The following is a 21,232-nucleotide window of genomic DNA, read 5'->3' on the forward strand; positions in this document are numbered from 1 at the left end:
AGGAGTGACCAGATTGCACATATATTATGCGCGCATTGACGCACAATTTATAGTGATGACCGGGCACAACAAACATAGCCTCAACTCACGCTTGGCGTAATTTTTAAGCCGCTTACTCTCCTATTGCATTTGATTGTTATTTAAAGTCCAAAAACTGAACTGAAATGAGAATAATAATCACTTGTTAATATGTTGATTTATAAAGATTTTTTGTTGACACGGAAAATTAAATACGTACACTGGCGTCAATTTAGAACGAATTGAGGTGACACTTATGCAAGGCAAGCAACAGGTAATCGATGCATTTAACGCACTACTGGCCAATGAGCTGGCTGCCATTGATCAGTACTTTATTCATTCCCGTATGTATGACGACTGGGGTCTGAATAAGCTTTATGAGCGTCTTAATCACGAAATGGAAGAAGAAACTACGCACGCAGATTGGCTCATCAAGCGTATCTTGTTCCTTGAAGGTGTCCCAAACATGACCAAGCGCCGCGACCTGCTGATCGGTAGTGACGTTAAATCCATGATGGAAAACGATCTTAAACTGGAGCTGGAAGTGGTAGAAAGCGTTAAGCAAGCCATCAAGATCTGCGAGCAGGAACAGGACTACCAGTCACGTGCCGTACTCGAAAAACTGCTGTTTGATACAGAAGAAGACCATGTTTACTGGTTGGAGCAGCAAATCGGGCTGATCGATAAAATCGGCATCCAAAATTATTTGCAATCCCAGCTGGCATAAGGAGTCATTATGAAAGGCGATAAAGCTGTCATTAGTGCACTGAACACCGTATTGGCAAACGAGCTGGTAGGTATCAACCAGTATTTCCTGCATGCCCGGATGTTCAAAGATTTTGGGTTTACTCTGCTGGACAAAGCAGACTACAAAACCTCAATCCAGAAAATGAAAAATGCAGACCGCTTGATTGAACGTATTCTGTTTCTGGAGGGCTTGCCTAACTTGCAGGATCTGGGGAGACTCAAAATTGGTGAAAATTGCGAAGAAATGATTGCAGCCAATATGGCTTTTGAACAGGCCTCCTTAGGGGAGCTGGTTCACGCCATTGCTTTGTGTGAGGAAAAGCAGGATTACATCAGTCGTGAAGCACTGGATAATATCCTCAACGAGCAGGAAGAGCAAATTGACTGGCTGGAAACTCAGCAGCACCTAATTAAGGTGACTGGCATCGAGAACTACTTACAGACTCAGATGTGATACTAAAAAAGGGCTTAACAGCCCTTTTTTTGAGAATGAGGTTTTAACCCAATAATAAATTAAGCAACCTGCTCTGTTACATCAACGATGTCGATCAGCTTTTCATTCAGTATTTTCTTTGCACAATTACAGCATTTACCGCACTGTGAACCTACACCCAGCTCTTTGCTCAAATCACGCATAGATCTTGCCCCATCATCAATAGACTCGGCGATTTTTTTATCCGTTACACCGTGGCAAATGCAGATATACATAACTGAAAACCATTCTCAATAACCTTAACTGCAGATAAGTTTAATCTAAACAAAAATGGTTATCAACAACAAAAACAGAAATAATGAGAATAATTCGTAGTTGCATTGAATTGGATTTTTATACGCCTTTTAGTTCAAGAGCTTAGTTTTTTACTCGACCCGCCTTTTTTTCACCTAAAAAATAGCCACCTGAGTCATTTTTACGAAATCTCGTTCAGCTCGGCTTATAAATTGATATAATTAGCATAACCTGAGCAACGCTTGTCTCAGCAACTATGACAGCACAAAAGCATCAAAGGACTGTTCTCTGTTGTGCGCCCGGGAAAGAGTGAATGAACAACTGGCTACAAGCAGCATTATTGTCTTTTTTACTGATATACCATCACCTGGTGGTTGCAGATCCTTATTATGCAAACCAAATAAGCCGCCTATCAACACAAGAAGGACTATCTCAGTCGAGTGTAACTGGTTTGGTGCAGGACAAACAAGGGTACATCTGGATTGCCACCCATCAGGGACTGAATCGTTACGACGGCAACCAGTTTAGTCCTTTTCAGGGGCAAGCGCTATTTTCCGCTAGTGATATCTTACTCATCAAGTTGCTTAGTGATAATCAGCTCTTTGTCTCAACAGCCCAGTCGGGTGCTTTTTTAATCGACACCCACACCTTTTCTCTGGTTAAATTGTTTGATCAGGGAGGGCGTCAAGGCATAGCACCTGATGCCGCGGTTAACGCCGTTGCCCAGTTTGAGCACAATTACGTGATTGCAATAGAAAACGTGCTATATACCGTCAATGCACAAACTCTCGAATCTAAACGCCTGGCGACACTTCCCCGTACAGCTTATATCCGAACCTTACTGACATGGCACGATACTTTGCTCATTGGCTCTGAGTCTGGGCTGTTTCAGCTCGAAAACGAGCAACTGACTCTGATAAACCACTTAGGTTCAACCAAACAGTCTGCGCTCAATAACAATGTGAAATTGCTAAAGCAAGACCCAGCACTGGGATTGTTTGTAGGTACAGTGGAAGGCTTGTTTGCCATTCCAAGCCATGACCGCCAACTACAATCCGATCTGGCTTATCAACTTGTGCCGCAGCTCAACATTTGGGCTCATGAACGTGGTCCCTATGGGGAGTACCTGGCCACAGACACCGGGTTATATCTGCTTGACCGCCGTCGTCACAGTGCCAGTCAGCTTTTCTCTTTCAATGAAAGCCGCTACTTAACACCGCAAAATACCATCCCCGTCATGCTATTAGACAAACATGCAAACTTATGGCTTGGGTCCAACAATAATGGGGCCTTTGTCTGGCCAACGTCTGCATATCGCTTTAAGTTGCTTGCTTCCCACGATAATAATTTTAACAACAATATCTGGGCTGTGCATCAAGGCAACGATGGCTCACTCTGGTTGGGCAGCGATGACGGACTGCATCGCTTTTCTGTGACACCACACTCAACCCTGCAACAAAGTTATTTCCGTGACCCAAACCGCAAACCAGCCTACGGCAGCCATGCCGTCTACCGCATCTATAGCTCTCCCTATCTGGCCGACAATATCCTCCTGCTCGATACCAGAGCCGGGCTGAAGCAATTTGATAAATTGACCGGGCAAACCACAGATATCATTGTCTCCAACACAAACGAGGCCATAACGGGCGATGACCACCTGGTTGGGTCGTTAATGCTGGATCAACGGACACTGCTGTTTCACACCCATCACAATATTTTCCTGTATGACCTTGCTTTACAAACGGTCACCAGAGTGGAAGAGCTTGAAGCACAGCTCAAAGATCTGCAAAGCCTGTTATTTCTGCCTGCCAGACCAGAAAAGCCCTATGAGTTACTATTCAGCAGCAGCACAGCACTGCTCAGCTACGACCGACGTAGTCACCAGATCACACCCGTATGGCAAGCAGAAACAGCGCCTGACAGTGCCTACCCACTCGTCAATGACTGGATGCAGGATGGACAGGGACGACTGTGGCTGGCAACCAACTCAATGGGATTGATTGCACTTGAAACGGGCAACTTCAAACGTATCATACATATCACTGAAAATCAGGGACTGGCTAGCAACACCCTGTACGAATTGGAGCGTGATTTACACAACAAGCTTTGGATCAGCAGTCAAAATGGACTCTATTCACTTGATTTAGAGACATTGCGCCTTGCCCATTTTGACCATCGCAACGGACTGGTTACCAATGAATTTAACCTGGGAGCGAGCCAGGTCCTGCATTCAGGCGATTTACTATTTGGCACCCCCAACGGCGCAGTGAAGTTTGCCCCCAATGCTTTTACCCTGCCGGCAGATACAGAACAACTAGCCTTTTCTAACGTACAACTGATGTCGAGACCTATGCTGGCATCACCGGCACAGCTACAGGGGCAGACTTTGCAGTTCGAATATAACGATATGGGATTTCGCTTTGAATTCAGCCAGTTCAATATTTTTAATGTCCGGCGTAATTTTGTCCACGCTCACCTATCTGGTCCAGTTTCAGTCGAGGTTGAGCATGTTCCGAATAACTACCTGTTCTTTAATACATTAAAACCAGGACAATATACCCTGACGCTGTCTGAATTCAGACCCGGCAGCGATGAAACACGTGCACAAAGCCAGCTACATTTTGAGGTCAAACATGCCTGGTGGAATACACCGCTGGCAATGGTTAGTTATGTTTTGCTCGCGATTGGATTGCTGATAGCTTTGTACCGTAAACACCAGCATAAGCAATTTGCTCTGCGCCAGACCTACGAACAACTGGCACATGCCAAAGCCCAAACCGACCTGGCACTTAAAAAAACACAAAGCGGGTTGTGGAGTATGGATATACCTACTCAGCAAATCACTTTGCTTGGCAATGCTCAGGGCGCTAACCAGGGCAAGCAGCTCAGTCTGAGTGCTTTTTTTGATAAGGTGCATCCTCAGGACCTGGAGATGGTGCAGCGGCAGTGGGCACGCTTTCTGGCAGCCCCTGACAGTCAGCTTTCTATCACTTATCGTATTCATTCAAAACAGCAAGGCTGGCTCTGGTATCACGATATTGCCAAGGTCAGTGAATGGGATGCCCATGGTTCCCCACTCAGAGCGTCCGGCATCTATAGCAATATTACCGAGCAAAAAGCACATCAGCTGAATGCTGCGATGTTTGCTCAGGCCTTGTCTCAAATCCAGGACTGGCTACTGATATTAGACAGCAACCTGCAACTGTTGTCGGTCAATCAGAGTTTATCAGCCTCTTTAGGGCTGGGAAATCAGCAACCTCAAGAGCAGCTGACACTGGCTAAACTGAAAAAGCTTCTGGGACGACAACAACTCACTCAATTGCTTGGTGCGCTGAGGCAAATACAGCCCAGAGAAAATATCAAACAAGAAATCGACATTATCTTTGATGAGCAGCGTCAAAGTACAGTGCAGCTCAGTATCAATGCCGTTGCTGATGAGCAAGGTGACATTGAGTTTCTGGTCATTGTCGGCTCTGATTTGTCGCAACAAAAACAAGCCCAAAGTGAGTTGCGCTACCTTGCAAATTTTGACGCTCTGACCGACTTGCCCAATCGTAACCTGATGCTACAACACATTGAATTCGCAATTTATAACGCAACTAAGAACAACGCAGGTTGCGCACTGTTGTTTATTGACCTCGACAAATTTAAGCCCATCAATGATGCTTACGGACATTATGCAGGAGATCAACTTCTGATCGCCGTAACCAAGCGGATCAACAGTGTGCTCAATGAACATTGCATTCTGGGCAGACAGAGCGGCGACGAGTTCATTGTGCTGGTAAAAAACTTCGAAGACATTGCTCAGGTCACCACTCTTGTTCAGGAGATGATCAACACCTTGTGTGATAAATACGAAGTGGATGGTATCTCCATGAGTATTTCTGCCAGCATTGGAGTGGCGATATTCCCCTTTGACGAACAAACGGCCGAAGGGTTATTACGCAACGCGGATATTGCGATGCTGAGCGCAAAACAGAGCGGCAGAAACAGCTTTAAGTTTTTTACCAGTGAGATGAACGCACACCTGAGCAGAAAACTGAGTCTTGAAGCTGCACTTAAAGAAGCCGTTGCTGATAACCAGTTCTACAACCATTATCAGCCAATTGTGAACACCACTAATCATACCCTGACGGGCGTAGAACTGCTCATGCGCTGGCAACTGGGGGCAACGTCGGTTTCTCCCGCTGAGTTCATTCCCATCGCAGAAGAAGTAGGCTTAATTGAGCAAATGACGACGCAGGCGCTGCGTCATGCGCTTGAGGAGCTCGCACCATTCTTCCGCCAGCAGGCGTCGTTTTATCTGTCGTTGAACCTCTCACCTCAGCATATTATGCGCGACAATCTCGCTACATCACTGAACTCCATTGTGGCAGAATTCGGACTAAGTAATCATCAGCTTAAACTTGAGATCACAGAAACCAGCTTTTTGGCAGACAGGTATAAAGCAGGAAAAACCCTGATCGAATTAAAGAAGTTTGGATTTACACTGCTGTTAGATGACTTTGGCACAGGCTATTCTTCGCTCACTTACCTAAGCCAGTTTCCCATCGACATTATCAAAATCGATCAGAGTTTTATTCGTACTTTGGAAACCCACCCACACAACCGCTCCATTGTGAAAACCATCTATATGCTGGCGCAAAATCTTAATATGGCGTGTATTGCAGAAGGCGTAGAAACGGCCCAGCAAGTCAGCTTTCTTCGGGATCTGGGCTGCGAATACATGCAAGGGTATTATTTTTCCAAGCCTTTGAACGCCAGCGGGTTAGCGGAACAATATCCGCCTGATGTAGCCGAAGTGAGCTAACGGTTTTGCCAGCGTATCAGGCACTGGTACAGCGCGTCAGGCTCTATGGGTTTAGAAACAAAGTCATCCATTCCTACTTGCAGACATTTCACTTTATCCTCGTTAAAGGCATTAGCCGTAATAGCGACAATATAGGGTGAGCCATACAGGTTGGGGTTTTGTCTGATCCGGCGCGTACAGTCAAAACCATCCATGTTTGGCATCTGACAATCCATCAGGATCAATGGGATCCGTGCGCCTTCTAAAATGGTTAACGCGTCCAGGCCATCATTGGCTTTGGTCAGGCTGCAGCCGGTATGCTCCATCAATTTTGCTGCAACTATTTGGTTTATTGGGTTGTCTTCGACCAGTAATACATTCAGCCCGCTCAAGTCAGGTGCACTGACATGTTGCGTCTCTTCGTGCTGAGCCTCTCCGGCCAGCGCAGGAATAATCACCGTAAACGTACTGCCTTTCCCCCAGGCGCTATCAAGCTTAATGGAGCCACCCATTGCTTCTGCCAGGCGTTTACATATTGTCAATCCAAGGCCGGTACCACCGTATTTGCGCGTTGTTGACACATCTGCCTGAATAAATTCGCCAAACAGCAGTTTCTGTTTTTCCTGCGCAATGCCTACACCGGTGTCAGCGATAGCTATGTGTAAAGCCTCGTCATAGTAACTGGCAGTGAGTTTAATACTACCTCGCTCAGTAAACTTACCTGCATTACTGAGCAAATTGTTGATAATTTGTGTTACCCGCAGCTCATCCAGTTTTAGATATTGCGGCACAGCATCCGCCACCTCATAACTAAAAACTACGGCTGTTTTCATGCCGGTTTTGCAAAATGACGTTGTCAGCGACCGTAACATCCTACGAAATTCCACATCGTGTCGGTCCAGTGCCAGCGCGCCCGCCTCTATCTTAGAGTAATCAAGGATATCGTTCAGGATCAGCAACAGGTTATGTGCCGACTGATAGATAATCTGCAAAGACTCTGCAACCGATGGTTCATGAGTTTGACGCTGCATATCTGCGGTCATACCAATAATACCGTTAAGTGGTGTACGAATTTCATGGCTCATATTTGCTAAGAACAGGCTTTTTGCCGAACTGGCTTTATTTGCCCTGTCCAGCGCATCGATCAGTTCTTCCGTCTTTTCCTGAACCTGGCTCTCTAACTGGGCGTTAAAATTCTTGAGCTGTGCGTTTAGAGACTGGTTTTCCTGGTTCGCCTTTTGTAACTTTTTAAAACTCATCGAGAGTTTAAATGCAAGCTGGGTAAACTGCTGTTGCAACGTGATCACTTCAAGAAAAGTCGCTTCCTCACGGGGTGACAAATCATCATTACGGCTGGCAGGATCAAACCCGTTCAAACGGCTACTTAAGTCATGCATCGGATTGATCAGCATCCGGGTTAGTTTGCTCACTAATACGCTGCTAAGTGCGATTATAAACAGGGCAAGAAAAAAAGACTGTCCCCAGGCCGACGCAACCGCCATATTGACATACTTGCGTTCGATGAGACTAATTACCTGCCAACTAAACTGCTCTGAACGCACACTACGACGATAAAATACCTCTTCCGTTTTACCAATATACAGATTCAGATCGTCATTCGTGAGCGAATTCAACGTTGCTTCATCAAGCGCATCCAGGGTATTAAAATCAGACTTTAAGGAGCTAAATACCACCTTGTTGTCGCTGTCGAGGATCATCAGGTGCCCCATATGCGACAAGACCCGGGGAATAAACTGCTCAAATGTATTAAAAAATACCGAGCCTTCTACAATGCCGGCAAAGTCTCCCTCATTATAAATTGGTGCAGAGATGGCGACAATTGAATCATCACCAAACCCTCTGCCACGGAAAATACCAGACACAAAGCCATTGGGGTAATACGGCGCCTGGATAAAATACTGACGATCAGATACAGCCGGCACTTCTCCGGCCAGGCTCGTCCTCAGTGTATCGGGATAAAAATGGCTAACCAGCCCACTTGCATCTGCTGAAATAGCAGTACGAATATTCGGATATGACTCAACCAGCCGGGTGATCGTTTGCTGCGGGTCCAGCCCGGCTTCGATATTGTGCGCGGCGTCCGCGAGCGCCCGGCGATGGTTGCCCAAAAAGCTGTCAATACGTTGCGCTGTTGTGTTTGCCACATCGCTTAGCTGCGCCCGCACTTCAAATTCGATGCGCTCGTAGTGGCTGTTGGTCAGCATGATAGTGGTCACCAGCACTACCAGAATAATGAGATGACTGATCATATAATTCAAAATGCGATAGAGCGGCTTGGCTTGCCACAACTGCTTAAATAAGAATAACGACAACAGATCGACAATAACCAGACAAATGGCGGCATTGATAAAGTATTTGGCCAGTGCGGTCATGATCACCAGCAGGTTGAGATCCAGGGCAAACTTACCAAACAAGAAAAGTAATGGGATCCCGAACAATGCCCAAAAGGCCAGGCCCCGCATAAACAAGGGCTTATTGGGCCTGACACAAAAGATCTGTAACCAGGCAATTTCCAGCAAAAACACCATAGAGGGCCAACAGTGGCCCCAACGGTAAAATATAAACGCGGCACCAATCGCCACACACAATAAGGCATAGCGCCAACCCAATGACATCAGCGCGAGAATAACGAACAACTGACCCAGCAGAAACTCGGAACTATCCAGGAACCATAACGGGAGCAGGTTAGCAAAACCACCCAACAACCCGAGCACAACCGCTATTGCGATCTTAGGTAATGCAGCTATTTTCCCGAACAATACTCAGGCTCCTCTTTATCTCAACACTCACAGAACCCAAAGACACGATATCACTGCAGCAAAGCTCTGGTGTTCCAGCCAGCTATCTGGTCATTGCCTGCATTATTTAAACTCAGGCCACCAGATTTACGCTGACTGATAATTTTTATTTTATTGATACTGTTAAAAAGTAAAGGAAAAACTGAGTTTTGCCAAGTTTAGTGGTCGGGACAATCGTGACTTTCTATTTGTAAAACACATTGTTTGACGGCATAGGTATTTACCAACGCCCGTTCTACCTCTAAACGACATGCTTCATCATGCATTTCAATCGTACAATGGTGTTTAAGTACAATGTGCGCGCCAACCGTTAACTGACTGTCCAGCATAGTAACCGTGACATTGTGTACACTCTCAACATGCTCGGTCGACAAGATTAACCGCTCCAGCTTGTCGACAGCCGGTAACATTTGCGTCTTTTCTGTCAGCCCCTGGATGCAGGTATAAATGACCTTGATACCGGTAAACAAGACAAACACGGAGATCAGCATACTCGAAACAATGTCGATCACCTGCCAATTAGTGAGGTGGATCAGTACGCCAGCCACAAAGGTGGAGATAGTAGACAGTAAATCAAAAAAGGAATGTAAAAAAACAGCGTACACATTGATACTGTCTTTACGCCCTTTATATAACACCCAGGCCGATGCACCGTGAAACAAAAATCCCACGGCTGCAATGCTTGACATAGCAAAGGCATTTACATGGAGATCGTGCCCTTGCGCGTGATGTCCAAGTCGCTCGCCGCCTTCAAGCAAAATGATCGCTGCGATGGATAAATACAGTAACCCATTGAACAGACCGCCGGTATACTCGGCTTTCTTATATCCGTCATTGTAGGTTTTCGCTAACTTAATTGCGACAGCTGAAGCGATTAGCGCAATAAGCAGAGAACTATTGTGCACAAATAAATGCCCGGCATCGGCTAGCACCGCCAATGAATTGGCGTAATACGCACCTACAACCTGAATTATCATAAAGGTACATGTGAGTGCAAGTGCAATTAGAAGTCGATTACGAGACGCTTGGTGTGTTGTCAGATCGGTCATTCGAGCAGTTTAATGCCTTATAAAATACAGCTGGGGAAATGATAAAGAGTCGCAATTGTACCCTGATTTCAACAGCTGCGCATCAAAAATGTCAGCAACAGGTAATATAAATCAGGCACTCAGTCGTTTATGCAGCTCTGAATAACTTAACACTGCCTGCTCAAACAGGCGGACCTGCTCATGGCTAAACTGACAACGGGTATACCTGAGGATATCCAAAGACACTTCACTCACTTTACAGCAATCCGTTGGTCGGGTTGGGCTAAACTCTGCATCATCCGGAAACACCACGACCCAACGCACACCAAATGGCGTGTTTAACACGCCAGCCAGTGTTGAAGCTCGCTGTGCTGCTGCCGTCAGTGGGTTTGCAAGATAGTGTGTTTTGTTTTTATGCCGACAAGGCCAGACCTGGCTATCCGTTTCAACGACTACCAGGCCGCTTTGTTCAGCCACAACGACAACAAAAACGCCGAATGGCGACAACACCACACAATCCAGAGATAACGCATCAAGCTGATTGGGATATAGATGACGGCTAAGTATCGTGTAGTTTTTCGCATCCAATGATGTGGTCAGGCTCTGATAAACCTGCCATTTCAGTCTGTCTGCCGCAGCTTTATCGGCATCGCGTTTACGTAAAAACACATAACGACCGACTGTCCACGCCAGATAAGTCACAAAGCACAATGCAACCAGGTTAAGCACTGTAAAGTCTGACACAGCATACTGTGTAACTTCAGCCTCGACCAACTGATTTTCCTGATGCGCTGCACTGAGCGAATGTCCGTTCAGGTCTTCCGCTGCTGCAATATCAGGCATAGCCAGCGCGTTCGCCAGACCACTGCAAACAATCAAGAAGCAAGCCAAAATCCATCTATTCATGCCTTCACCTTCTTTAGCGTTGAGCCAGTGCGTTAAGTGTCCACGCCTCCAATATACCATCACTACTTAGTGTCAGGAGCGTGTGGTTATCCGCAGCATACATGTCCACTATGGTCGCACCATCGTGAATAAAGCTAATTTGCCAGGTTCCTAACTCTTCACCACTTTGCGTATTCCAGATACTCAAATGCGATTTAGACGAAGAGGTTGCAAGTAGTTTACTGCCCTTAATAAACAGAGCTTTACGAAATACTTTAAAACGCGACATATACTGTAATTCGCTGATACTTTGTCCGTCGGCCAGTGATGTAACAACCTGCTCGTTCAATGCATCAGAAGCAAATAAGGCTGAAAAATCGTCGCGCACAGCCACACTGGTCACCCGGTGATCAAACTCTTTCATAAAAATAGGCTCAGCAGAGCCAAATTTCCACAATGCCAGTTTGCCGTCCTGCGCCCCGGTTACAAATAACTCGCCTTTATCATCCCAGAACACATGTTGAACCGGCCGGGAATGCGGCGCAAAACGATTATTTATCTGGGTATGCAAATCGGCCATATTAATCGTGCCGTCAGCCATAGCGACAATGGCTTTATCATTTTTCGGGGATATAGCCATGGCTGTGATCACCGCACCGGGGGTCACGCCGCCAAATGCCACCTTGGTGACCAACTTACCTTTACTCAGTGACCAAAAAGCCAGTTCGGTCTCGCTGGCAATCACCAGCATCTGCAGGTCTTCAGACAGCGCAATATCTCGCACAAACTCAGGGGTTTTATCTTCAGGCACTGTGAACTCTGTTTGTTGAGTAGCAACATCCCAAACCTGAATTTGTTTTTGATTGTCAAATGTTACTAGCTTTGTACCATCTTTTGAAAAATGGCCCATTACAATGCCACTGTCATTCAGTCTGCCAACATTGCCCTTACTAAGCTGGATCTCTTCATTACATGCACTTAATACAAGCACACATATCAGGACCAGCATTCCCCTTAACCACATAATTCTACTCGTGACACCACTAAAAACCGCCATTATACGTGTAATCGTTGAGAGTAAAAAGTACGCCTCGGCTTTCACCTGGCTACGAGGTTGACTAGCTTAACCAACCGTTGCACCTGCTTCTATTACATCTCAATTACACCCTACCTGAGGTACCTGCAGCAAGAACCACACCATCCCTTAATCACGCTGTAGTAAGGTGCTGATCTGCCAAAACTCTATAAAACCATCACTGCTCAGAGTGCGCAGTTCGCCCTGAGAATTCGTATACATATCAAGAATGGTTGCATCACGACTCTGGGCCTTTATGTAATAAGCGCCAATTTCCTGACCGTTTTGTGTGTCCCATAAAGTCCACCAGGCTTTAGTTGAGCCCGTCGCCAAATATCGCTGATCTGCGCTAAAGGCTGCGGCCCTGAACCATCTAAATCGCTCCGGGTAGCGCAAGTTAACATCGTATTCAGCGTCTGAGTAAATAGAGAAAATGCGTTGCTCATTGAGCGCATCAGATGCAAACAGTCGCGCTTCGTCAGGACTTTGAACCACACTGGTAATGCGTCTGTCAAAAGTAAAACGACGTTTTGTTGCCAGAGTGTGTGCATCGTAAAGCAATATCTGACCATCGTGCCCCGCACTGAGTACACTCTGACCTTGTGCACTCATTGCGATGTGCACCACTTTGCTGTCGTGATACCTGGCTTTTTTGACCAACTGATTATCCAGGTCCAGCACGTTAACGGTGCCATCGTTTAAGCCAACCAGTAATAAATGAGGGCGATTATACAAACGCATTACCGATATTTTTGCCAGCTCTGAGGTAGGGTGAACCGTCACAGTTCCTAACTGCTTACCCTGTTCGACGTCCCACAATTCAACCGATGTGCGATAGCCTATCGCCAGCAGCCTGTTATCTTCACTAAGACTGAACGCCAGTATTTTACCTTTTGCATTGACCGGTTGAGTAATAGGGTCAACTCTTTCAAACAAGCGAGTCTGAGTTGCAACATCAAAAACGGCCAGCTTATCGCCCGGATTATGCAAAACGACATAATTGCCATCGACTGAGAACTGGCCCTGTACTGCACTGTGTCGCAAATTAATCAGCTGAGTGTCATTGTTCTGATGGGCGGCATCGCAACCGCCTAAACCAACCACGGTCAGCACAACCAGGCCAACAAACAGATGTGTTGCAAATTGAGCCACCCGGATCACCTCCCGTCTCTCATGTAATCTGCTGTAATGTACAAATATCAACCAAACGTATACCTTTTGACCTGCTTGCCGAGAACTGGTTCATCAGGCAGCGTCTCTTATTTCCCCTGGCAGCAGAGTATGCTGCCAGTCTTTTGCATTAGGCGCTATACTTGGTCTAAGGTGTCTGTTCAGGAGGTTCCTATGCCTAGCCCACCAAAGCGTTCAGCTAAAGGTCATGTTACCGACCATAGCTCAGCCCTGAAAAAAACGCTCAGTCCGGACAAGCGCAAACAATTTGCCCAAAAAGCCAATCAGGCGTATGAGAAAAAGCACCCTGAAGAAGTCAATATAAAGAAGGAAATTGCCAAAAACAAGGCTGACAGAGAGGCCAGATCCGTTGTTTACAGGCTCGAATTGGTGTTGTTTTTTATCGTACTCGGAGCCATTATCGTACGGCTTGTATTTATGGATGGGTGAGGCGCCATGCCACAGCAAGTGGCATGGCAAGCCTGTTAGTTTTCCAGCAACTGATATAAACGACTGGTCACGCCATTGGTCCAGCCAAAGCCTTGTTGAACCAGGTATTCACCGCCACCGGCTCGCACACCAGGCTCGACCACATTGTACTTTTCAAGCAAACAACCGTGCTGTTCAAAATCGCGCTCCAGCATCGCAAGCCAGCGTCTGGCAATACTGGTTGCCAGCTTCTGATACCCGTAGTTTAGCAAGCCATTGACCGCAAACCATTGCAGTGGTGCCCAGCCATTTGGACTGTCCCATTGCTGTGTGGTATCGGTCAGCGTGGTGACAAGCCCGCCCGCTTTTAGAAAGTCTTGCTCCAGTCGCTGCACCATAGCTTCGGCCTGCGGTTGGCTGGCCATACCCAAAAACAGTGGCACAACCCCAGCCAGTGACATTACCTGACTGCGTGTTTGCAAAGCAATATGATAGTCCATAAACCAGCCCTGCTCTTTGTCCCATAAATAGGCCTGGATCAGACGCTTGCGCTGTTGAGTCAGTTGCAGGAAATAAGCACTTTGCTGAGCCTGGCCGAGCGCGGCATAACACTCACTGAGCTGCCACTCCAGTTGCTGCAACAGCGCATTCAGATCGACAGGGATACGTTGCACCGTATTGATACTGCACAGTTGCTCGGGGTCATCCAGCCAGCGGCTGCTGAAATCCCAGCCCGATTCGCAGGCGGCACGAATATTTCGATAGAACATAGCACGATGCTCAGGCTCCAGCATCTCGGCGGCCTCAATGTCCTCTTTATAAGACTCAGGTCTCGGCTGCGCACAGTCATCCCAGAACCGGTTCATCACGCCACCGCAGGGCATACGCACAACCCGTCGACTTTCACTCAGCTGGTCGTTGAGTTTTTCACTGTCTGCCATCCAAAAAGCGTGCTCGGCTTGTAACGCTTCGGTTACTTTTTTTAGCCAGGCCTGGTCCTGATGATGCGTTTGCCACAGCAAAGACACCATCAGCGCGGTCACTGGCGGCTGCGAGCGACTGGTGTAATAACTGCGATTGCCATTGGGCACATGACCAATGCGCGCTATCAGGCTGACAAAATTATCGAGCATGTTAGACACTTGATCGGTACGACCGGCATCCAACAGTCCCAGCGCGGTAAAATAACTGTCCCAGTAGTAAATTTCATTAAAGCGACCGCCGGGAACAGTATAGCTCGCAGGCAAATCCAGTAATGACGAGGCATTGCCCGCCTGTGGTGCACGCTCAAGACGTACCCATAACTGGCTGATATAGTCTTTAACCGATTTCGCATGCAGTGCCGCCAGCTCAGGTTGCGGCGCAAACTCAAAGTGTTGGGCAACGAAGGCCGCCAGGTCCTCTGGCATCTCGCGATCATACAGAGTGCAAGCCTGCTCCCAGCTGGTTTTTGGAATGGCATCGGCAAAGTGCTTACTGTCGGAAAAAATGGCCTGCATTTGCACCGCTTTAAACAAGTTTGACTGTTCAAACTGCATCGGGAACTCCTAAAGTGCGCAAGCGCTGGTCTGTGCCTGAGCGCGTCGCTTAAACAAAAATAACGTAATGGCAATGCCGAACATGGGGATCAGAGACAGATAAAACGCCTGCTGGCCGCCGATGTATTCAAATACAAACCCGGTGATCAGCGAGCCAGTGGTGCCACCCAGAGCCGAGAAAACCACTATCAGACCGGTCATTGGGGCATGCAGGCGCTCGGCCAGACTGCTCAGCATCACTGAGTTAATCACCGGGTAAATGGGTGCCATCAACAGGCCAATCAAAGGCATCAGGTAGGCCGCAAGCGGCGCATCAAACAGGCTATTCACCGCACGTGGTTCAAGGTTTTCAGTCATAGGTAAGGTCAGCAACACCAGTGCCGCCATGCCGATCAGGCACACATTCAGTAGGCTGTACCAGTGAACATGTTTGAGTAACTGACCTGCCAGCAGGCGACCTATCGCCAGACTGGCAGCAAAAATACTGGTTAGCTGAACCGCAATATCAACCGGTAAATTTAAAACCTGATTGTTGAATGTGGGCAGCCAGGTACCTACTCCCTGCTCTATGAGCACGTATAAGAATGCCGACAGCACAAACACCAGCACCAGGGGCTGATATGCCAGTCTCAGCATACCCATAAACTCGTCTTTCAGAGGCAGTTCGTTACTGTGTTGTGGCTTTTTCATCGGTGCACTGAGCACCAACAGAGCCGTGACCAGCGTCAGCGCGCCAAGCAGGTAGTAGACATTAAGCCAGGACAACGAATCGGCCTGCTCACCGATAAACGCCGCAAAGATCCAGTAACCACTGAGCACGCCCACCATAAACAAGCCTTCAATGGTGTTGAGCAAGCTGGAGTGCCCCTTTGCATCCTCTGTGACCTGGCCAATGAGCGCATACACTGTCACCTTGACTATGGCAAAGGCACAGCCAACGCTGGCGAATAAGGCTTTTAATGCCCAGAATGCCCCAAGCACAGGGGTGAGCAGACACATAACTGAGACCACAAATAGCGCCCCCAGCAGCGCCAGCCGATAACCAATGCGTGGAATAAACGAGGCAACAAGGAAAGATACAATGGCGATGGGTATGTCTTTAAAGCCCTCCAGGCTGGCAGCCTGAGCTTTTGACACGTCAAAGGTGTTGATCGCCTGCAATATGACAGTGCCGACACTGTTGAGCAAAATCGCAAACAAAAAGTAGCAGGCCGCCATGGCCACCACGACTCTGGTGTGCTTCATAAAGGTACTCTGTAACCATTCAATAACAGTCAGTCTAGCCGTGCCAATTTATTTTTGCAATCGTTTGCAATTTAAAATTTAAAATTTGCTCGGTTCGTTTACAGAGGCAGCCGTGGGGGCACCCGATAGTTACGGTGCTAACCGGCCCAGCAACACTCAGCTCGACTGACGTTTAATCAGCTCCACATCCAGCTGGGTGGGCTGCGGCTTATCGCCATGCAATTGAGCCAGTAACTTGTCGACCAGCACTTGCCCGGCCAGACGGGTATTTTGTTTAATTGTGGTCAGTGACGGCGAGCTGATATCCGCCATCGCAATATCATCAAACCCAACAATGCGAACATCATTGGGAATACTGACATAGCGTTCTTTCAGAGCTTTCATTGCGCCCAGAGCAACCATATCACTACAGGCAAAAATACCATCAAAGCTCAGGCCTTCGCTAAGCAAAGTCTGGTTAATCACGTCATACGCAGCCTGACTGGTAATGTCGATTTTCAGTAACGAGGCCGTTGCGTCAGGTGTTTTATCTATCTGATGGCAATAGCCACGATAGCGCTCTGCCAGCTCCGCATGGGCCGGGTCGCCTATAAACATCAATCGGCGTGCGCCCTGATCCAGTAAATGCTGGGTTGCCGTACAGCCCGCCTGATAGTTGTCACTGCCGACAATTGGATAATCCCCTTCAGTTTTAGGGTCGCCCCACACTACCAAAGGCGTGCCCGCACTTGCCGCCCGTTCGATACGTGCCTGCTGTTTACCCTGGCCAACCACAATCACCCCATCGGCGCGGCGGCCATCGATGAAATAGCCGTGCCAGTCATCCCCAGCCATATAAGAATTTGACAGCAGCAGCTCATAGCCCTGTTGATTGACCGCCAGATTGATGTCACTCACCACTTTAAGTAAAAAAGGGTCATCAATTGATTGCTCCGTCTCAGCATCGAAGTTGATCAGCACCGCAATAACATTGGTTTTTTGTAATCTGAGACGGCTGGCTGCAGCATTAAGACTGAAGTTGTGTTTTTTCGCCAGCGCCTGCAACTTATTGCGGGTTTCCTCTTTGATCAGCGGATTATTATTCAGTGCCCGCGATGCGGTAGACGTCGACACGCCAGCCAGTTTTGCCAAGTCCGCGAGTTTCATTTTTTTTGACTGCATCTTTACCGCACCACCAAAGAACTATTGTAACAAGTTGAATATATTAATTTTAAAGACAGTGTCAATGTCCGTAAACTGCATTATAGCGCAGCGTTTACTCACCTGTCTTACCTTTTCTGAACGCATTTAAGTACTCATCGGTCCAGTAACAGGTTTGCTGAAGTGGGCCAAAAAAGTTGCAAACACCCTATTGCAAACGTTTGCATAACGTTCTATTTTAAAATGACGCCGCGTGCATCCTTTGCTCTGTCGTGTTTTAACAAACCGAACATGACAGACGGCGCATAACAATAGCAATGAGCACAGCCTGAGCTGTGCAGACACTGACAACACATATGACAACCAAGGGGGCAGTTCCTGTGAACCTAGGCAACAAATACTCTTTAATCGCATCCGCGGTGGCAGCAGCCATTACCGTATCGGGCGCTGCACAGGCGCAGCAACAAGCCACAAAGCAAGACAAAAAAGTCGAAACCATCATTGTATCGGGTACACCCGGTGGTGCCGGTATCCGTAAACTGGACGCCAGTTTTGCAGTGACTAACGTCGATGCCGTACAAATTGAACGCCTGGCGCCAAAAAGCACGGCGGATCTGCTTAAATCTGTACCTGGGATCTGGGTTGAGAGCTCAGGTGGTGAATCCGGTGCCAACGTATTTGTACGCGGCTTTCCAGGCGGTGGTGACGCACCATTTTTGACCGTTAGCCTGCAGGGTTCGCCTATCTACCCAGCCCCGACTTTGTCGTTCCTGGAAAACTCGTCTATTTTCCGACTTGATGAAACCATTGCCCGGATGGAAGGCCTGCGTGGCGGACCAAATCCGGTTGTTTCAAACGGCCAGCCTGGCCTGACAACCAACTTCCACCTCAAGCGTGGCTCAGAAGATACCGAAGGCACAGTTAAATACACCACCTCAGATTACGGATTACAGCGTATCGACGGCGTACTCAGTGGTGAACTCAGCGATGATTTCTACTACATGATTGGTGGCTATGCAAAACGCTCTTCCGGGATCCGTGATGCGGGCTTTACCTCAGAAAAAGGCCACCAGTTCACCATTAACCTGACCAAAGAATTCGACAATGGCGAATTCAATGTCTATACCCGTCAAACCGACGACACCGGCGCCTGGTACCTGCCAACCCCGCTTAATGTGGATGGCATTGATGCAGGCTTTACACAGTTGGGTACCCTGAACCGCCAGGCCGTCATTCATGTTGCCGGTCAGGACATGGAGATTGACCTGGGTGAAGGCCGCGGCTGGAAGGGCCATGTTTCGGGCGGTAGTCTGAAACTGGAACTGGCTAATGGCTGGCAGTTGATAGACCGCTTTAGCCTGACAAACGGCGACGCAAATACCTATGGTCTGGTGCCTGACGGTGCAGCAACAACCTTAGCCAGCGTGGCTGATGACGGTATCAGCGCAACAGGTGCTGTGACCGGTACTGTTTACGACGGCGATACCTGGGTACAGAACTATGGTCGCTGGGTTGTGCTTAAAGAGATTGAGGCATTCACCAATGATTTAGCCATCAGTAAAGCGTTCTCATCAGTGAACAGTGCCTTTGGTATTTACACGGCAACCACTTCAGCAAAAGACTGGTGGAGCCTGGGCAACTCTGCATATCACGTACTCACCGCTGGAGGCGAGGCGCTCACTGGTATTGAGTGTAACAACAGCGCAGACGGTTGTGGCTTTAATTACGACATCAACAGTACTGGCGACGCAACCACAGTGGCGTTTTACACCACCCACAGCTATCGTGCTACCGACTCTCTCACGCTGGATTTAGGCCTGCGCAGCGAAAAGCACGAAGTTGACTACTCGGTGGATGAAGGGCTGGACGGCACCATCGACAAGTTTGTTACCTATGATGAGCGCAAAACCTCCTGGACCCTGGGTGCCGACTTTAAACTGAATGACCAAAGTGGTGTGTTTGCGCGTATGAACAAAGGCTACAAAATGCCTTACTTTGACGATTTTCGCGACAACTACGGCGCCTATCAGGGTGGTGAGCGTCTGATCAAAGAAGTGACCCAGGCTGAGATCGGCTATAAATACATGGGTGAAAGCAGCGACGTATTCGCCACATTATTTGCCAATGAAGTACAGGGCGACACTTTTGTGCGCAAACCTGGCGACCCTGCGGAGATCCTAACCAACGAAGCCATGGGTATTGAGGTCGATTATAACTTCAATCACAGCTCTGGTTTTAGTGTCAATATGAATGCCACATGGCAGAAAACCGAAATCACAGAAAGTCCGAACAATGTCGGTAACGAAGCGCAACGTCAGCCTGGCTGGCAGGTACGTGTGACCCCGAGCTACGAATTCGAGCTGGGCGATATGTTTGCCACTGTGTACGGGACGATTTCAGCGGTGGATGACCGTTTTGGTAACAATGAAAACACAGTCGTTCTTGATGGCTACGAGAAGTTTGACCTGGGCTTTACCCTGGAACCAACGGAGCAGGTAAAACTCATGGTATCAGTGGATAACCTGACCGATGAGCAAGGCATCACCGAGGGAGATCCACGCAATGCCGACGCACCAAACGGCCGTTATATTATGCCACGCAGTGTTAAGCTCAGCGTCAGCTATAGTTTTTAATGCCTAATTGTGCCTTCACATTGAACAAGTGTTGAGTGAAACGGGGATAACTCCTCCGTGAATACCATCCAGCCCGGACGCTACTGCCGGGCTTTTAAACTTAACACGGTTTGACATGACACATAGTGCCTATTACTGCTTTCATAAGCGACGGCCCGGCAAACCAGTATCGCTGCGCATGTGCTTTTTCAACTTCCTTTTGGCTAGCCACCCGAAACAGAAAAAAACATCATGAAAAATAACAATGCTATGATAACGTGCCCGCAATAATACCTTCGAGCTTTGCTATGTGGTGTGAGTAAAGAGTCTTCGGACAGGTTATTCCACTCCTTGATAATTGTGTTAATGTGAGCAGGTAAATCCCCTTCAAGCAATAGTTTCTCTTCTTGTTTAAACAGTAATTCTTCTATATCCCGAGCTAAATTGGCGTAACGAGCCGCTGAAGAGCGATGCATTTCAGCCCTTTCGCCAAACCTGGCCTGACTCACTATGCCTGAGATGACAGCTGCAATCCCCCCTATAAAAATGACAATGTGCTGATGCTTAATACTGCCCCAAAACACTTTAGCAGGATCATGAGCAATAAATGAAAACGTTGTTACAAACACAGTGGAGTAGACCAGCACAAAGCCTAGTAGTTGCGACAAATTAAAGAGCTTTTCCGCTCTCCTATAATGCCCATCACGCGCTTCTTGACAGCGTTTTAACCAAGTGCCCAGCCGGCTATCGTTCTCAGATCCCATTTTATCGTGATGTTCTGTAGCTGTTTTTTGCATTATGTATGACTTGTTAAAATAAAGTGGATTCATTTTACAAGATTCTCTTTTTATTTGATATATAGCCAGGGGAATATTGTCTGTTGGCCTCGCGGCCAGGCAAAATGAATCTGTTACTAAGCATACCTCGATTTGGAACCCTCGAAGGCTATCTTACATGACCAAGATAGAGGCTATTGTTTGACATTTGGATGTAGGATATTTTTCCGTTTA

15 protein-coding genes are annotated in these 21,232 nt (G+C 47.6%); 5 read left to right on the plus strand and 10 right to left on the minus strand.

Features of this window, described 5'->3' with window-relative positions:
• The first annotated feature begins 274 nt into the window (after positions 1-274).
• Positions 275-745, plus strand: a complete 471-nt coding sequence (gene bfr, locus MHN33_RS03645; protein WP_010380979.1) for a bacterioferritin — start codon at positions 275-277, stop codon at positions 743-745.
• A 9-nt stretch (positions 746-754) separates the two neighbouring features.
• Entirely contained in the window at positions 755-1,219 is a 465-nt protein-coding gene (gene bfr / locus MHN33_RS03650; RefSeq protein WP_239395543.1) for a bacterioferritin, read from the plus strand.
• A 59-nt stretch (positions 1,220-1,278) separates the two neighbouring features.
• On the opposite strand, the gene MHN33_RS03655 is transcribed toward bfr (MHN33_RS03650), so the two are convergent.
• The gene (locus tag MHN33_RS03655) at positions 1,279-1,473 is read right to left on the minus strand and encodes a (2Fe-2S)-binding protein (RefSeq protein WP_010380974.1); all 195 of its coding nucleotides are present in this window, start codon (positions 1,471-1,473) and stop codon (positions 1,279-1,281) included.
• A 332-nt stretch (positions 1,474-1,805) separates the two neighbouring features.
• Here MHN33_RS03655 and MHN33_RS03660 point away from each other — a divergent pair, with 332 nt between their 5' ends.
• Positions 1,806-6,302 carry an EAL domain-containing protein gene (locus MHN33_RS03660; RefSeq protein WP_239395554.1) on the plus strand — a complete coding sequence of 1,499 codons (4,497 nt, stop codon included), beginning with the start codon at positions 1,806-1,808 and terminating at the stop codon, positions 6,300-6,302.
• Here the strand turns inward: MHN33_RS03660 and MHN33_RS03665 are convergent.
• From MHN33_RS03665 to MHN33_RS03685, 5 genes are all read right to left on the minus strand, one after another.
• Positions 6,299-9,061, minus strand: coding sequence for a hybrid sensor histidine kinase/response regulator (locus MHN33_RS03665; RefSeq protein WP_239395563.1), 2,763 nt, complete (start codon positions 9,059-9,061; stop codon positions 6,299-6,301). The two genes, MHN33_RS03660 and MHN33_RS03665, sit on opposite strands and share 4 nt — an antisense overlap.
• 197 nt (positions 9,062-9,258) lie before the next feature.
• Positions 9,259-10,149 (minus strand): cation diffusion facilitator family transporter, encoded by an 891-nt coding sequence (locus tag MHN33_RS03670; RefSeq protein ID WP_239395565.1) that lies wholly within the window; start codon positions 10,147-10,149, stop codon positions 9,259-9,261.
• Positions 10,150-10,260: 111 nt separating this feature from the next.
• On the minus strand, positions 10,261-11,034 hold the full coding sequence (locus MHN33_RS03675; RefSeq protein WP_239395567.1) for a nuclease-related domain-containing protein: 774 nt from the start codon (positions 11,032-11,034) through the stop codon (positions 10,261-10,263).
• A 13-nt stretch (positions 11,035-11,047) separates the two neighbouring features.
• Positions 11,048-12,037 (minus strand): hypothetical protein, encoded by a 990-nt coding sequence (locus MHN33_RS03680; RefSeq protein WP_239395569.1) that lies wholly within the window; start codon positions 12,035-12,037, stop codon positions 11,048-11,050.
• Between the two features lie 180 nt (positions 12,038-12,217).
• Positions 12,218-13,240 carry a WD40 repeat domain-containing protein gene (locus MHN33_RS03685; RefSeq protein WP_239395571.1) on the minus strand — a complete coding sequence of 341 codons (1,023 nt, stop codon included), beginning with the start codon at positions 13,238-13,240 and terminating at the stop codon, positions 12,218-12,220.
• A gap of 192 nt (positions 13,241-13,432) precedes the next feature.
• On the opposite strand from MHN33_RS03685, the gene MHN33_RS03690 reads away from it, so the two are divergent.
• Positions 13,433-13,708 (plus strand): hypothetical protein, encoded by a 276-nt coding sequence (locus MHN33_RS03690; RefSeq protein WP_239395573.1) that lies wholly within the window; start codon positions 13,433-13,435, stop codon positions 13,706-13,708.
• Positions 13,709-13,743: 35 nt separating this feature from the next.
• On the opposite strand, the gene MHN33_RS03695 is transcribed toward MHN33_RS03690, so the two are convergent.
• The 3 genes from MHN33_RS03695 to MHN33_RS03705 form a co-directional block, all read right to left on the minus strand.
• Positions 13,744-15,225, minus strand: a complete 1,482-nt coding sequence (locus MHN33_RS03695) for a trehalase family glycosidase (protein ID WP_239395575.1) — start codon at positions 15,223-15,225, stop codon at positions 13,744-13,746.
• 9 nt (positions 15,226-15,234) lie between these two features.
• A complete protein-coding gene (locus MHN33_RS03700; protein WP_239395577.1) occupies positions 15,235-16,470 on the minus strand; it encodes an MFS transporter in 1,236 nt (411 codons plus the stop codon).
• Between the two features lie 156 nt (positions 16,471-16,626).
• Positions 16,627-17,631, minus strand: coding sequence for a substrate-binding domain-containing protein (locus MHN33_RS03705; RefSeq protein WP_239395587.1), 1,005 nt, complete (start codon positions 17,629-17,631; stop codon positions 16,627-16,629).
• 359 nt (positions 17,632-17,990) lie between these two features.
• Here MHN33_RS03705 and MHN33_RS03710 point away from each other — a divergent pair, with 359 nt between their 5' ends.
• Entirely contained in the window at positions 17,991-20,243 is a 2,253-nt protein-coding gene (locus tag MHN33_RS03710) for a TonB-dependent receptor (RefSeq protein WP_239395597.1), read from the plus strand.
• 203 nt (positions 20,244-20,446) lie between these two features.
• Here the strand turns inward: MHN33_RS03710 and MHN33_RS03715 are convergent, their stop codons facing one another.
• Positions 20,447-21,052 (minus strand): SLATT domain-containing protein, encoded by a 606-nt coding sequence (locus MHN33_RS03715; RefSeq protein ID WP_239395608.1) that lies wholly within the window; start codon positions 21,050-21,052, stop codon positions 20,447-20,449.
• Positions 21,053-21,232 lie beyond the last annotated feature (180 nt).

The organism is Pseudoalteromonas sp. OOF1S-7, from assembly GCF_022347765.1.
Lineage (GTDB): Bacteria > Pseudomonadota > Gammaproteobacteria > Enterobacterales > Alteromonadaceae > Pseudoalteromonas.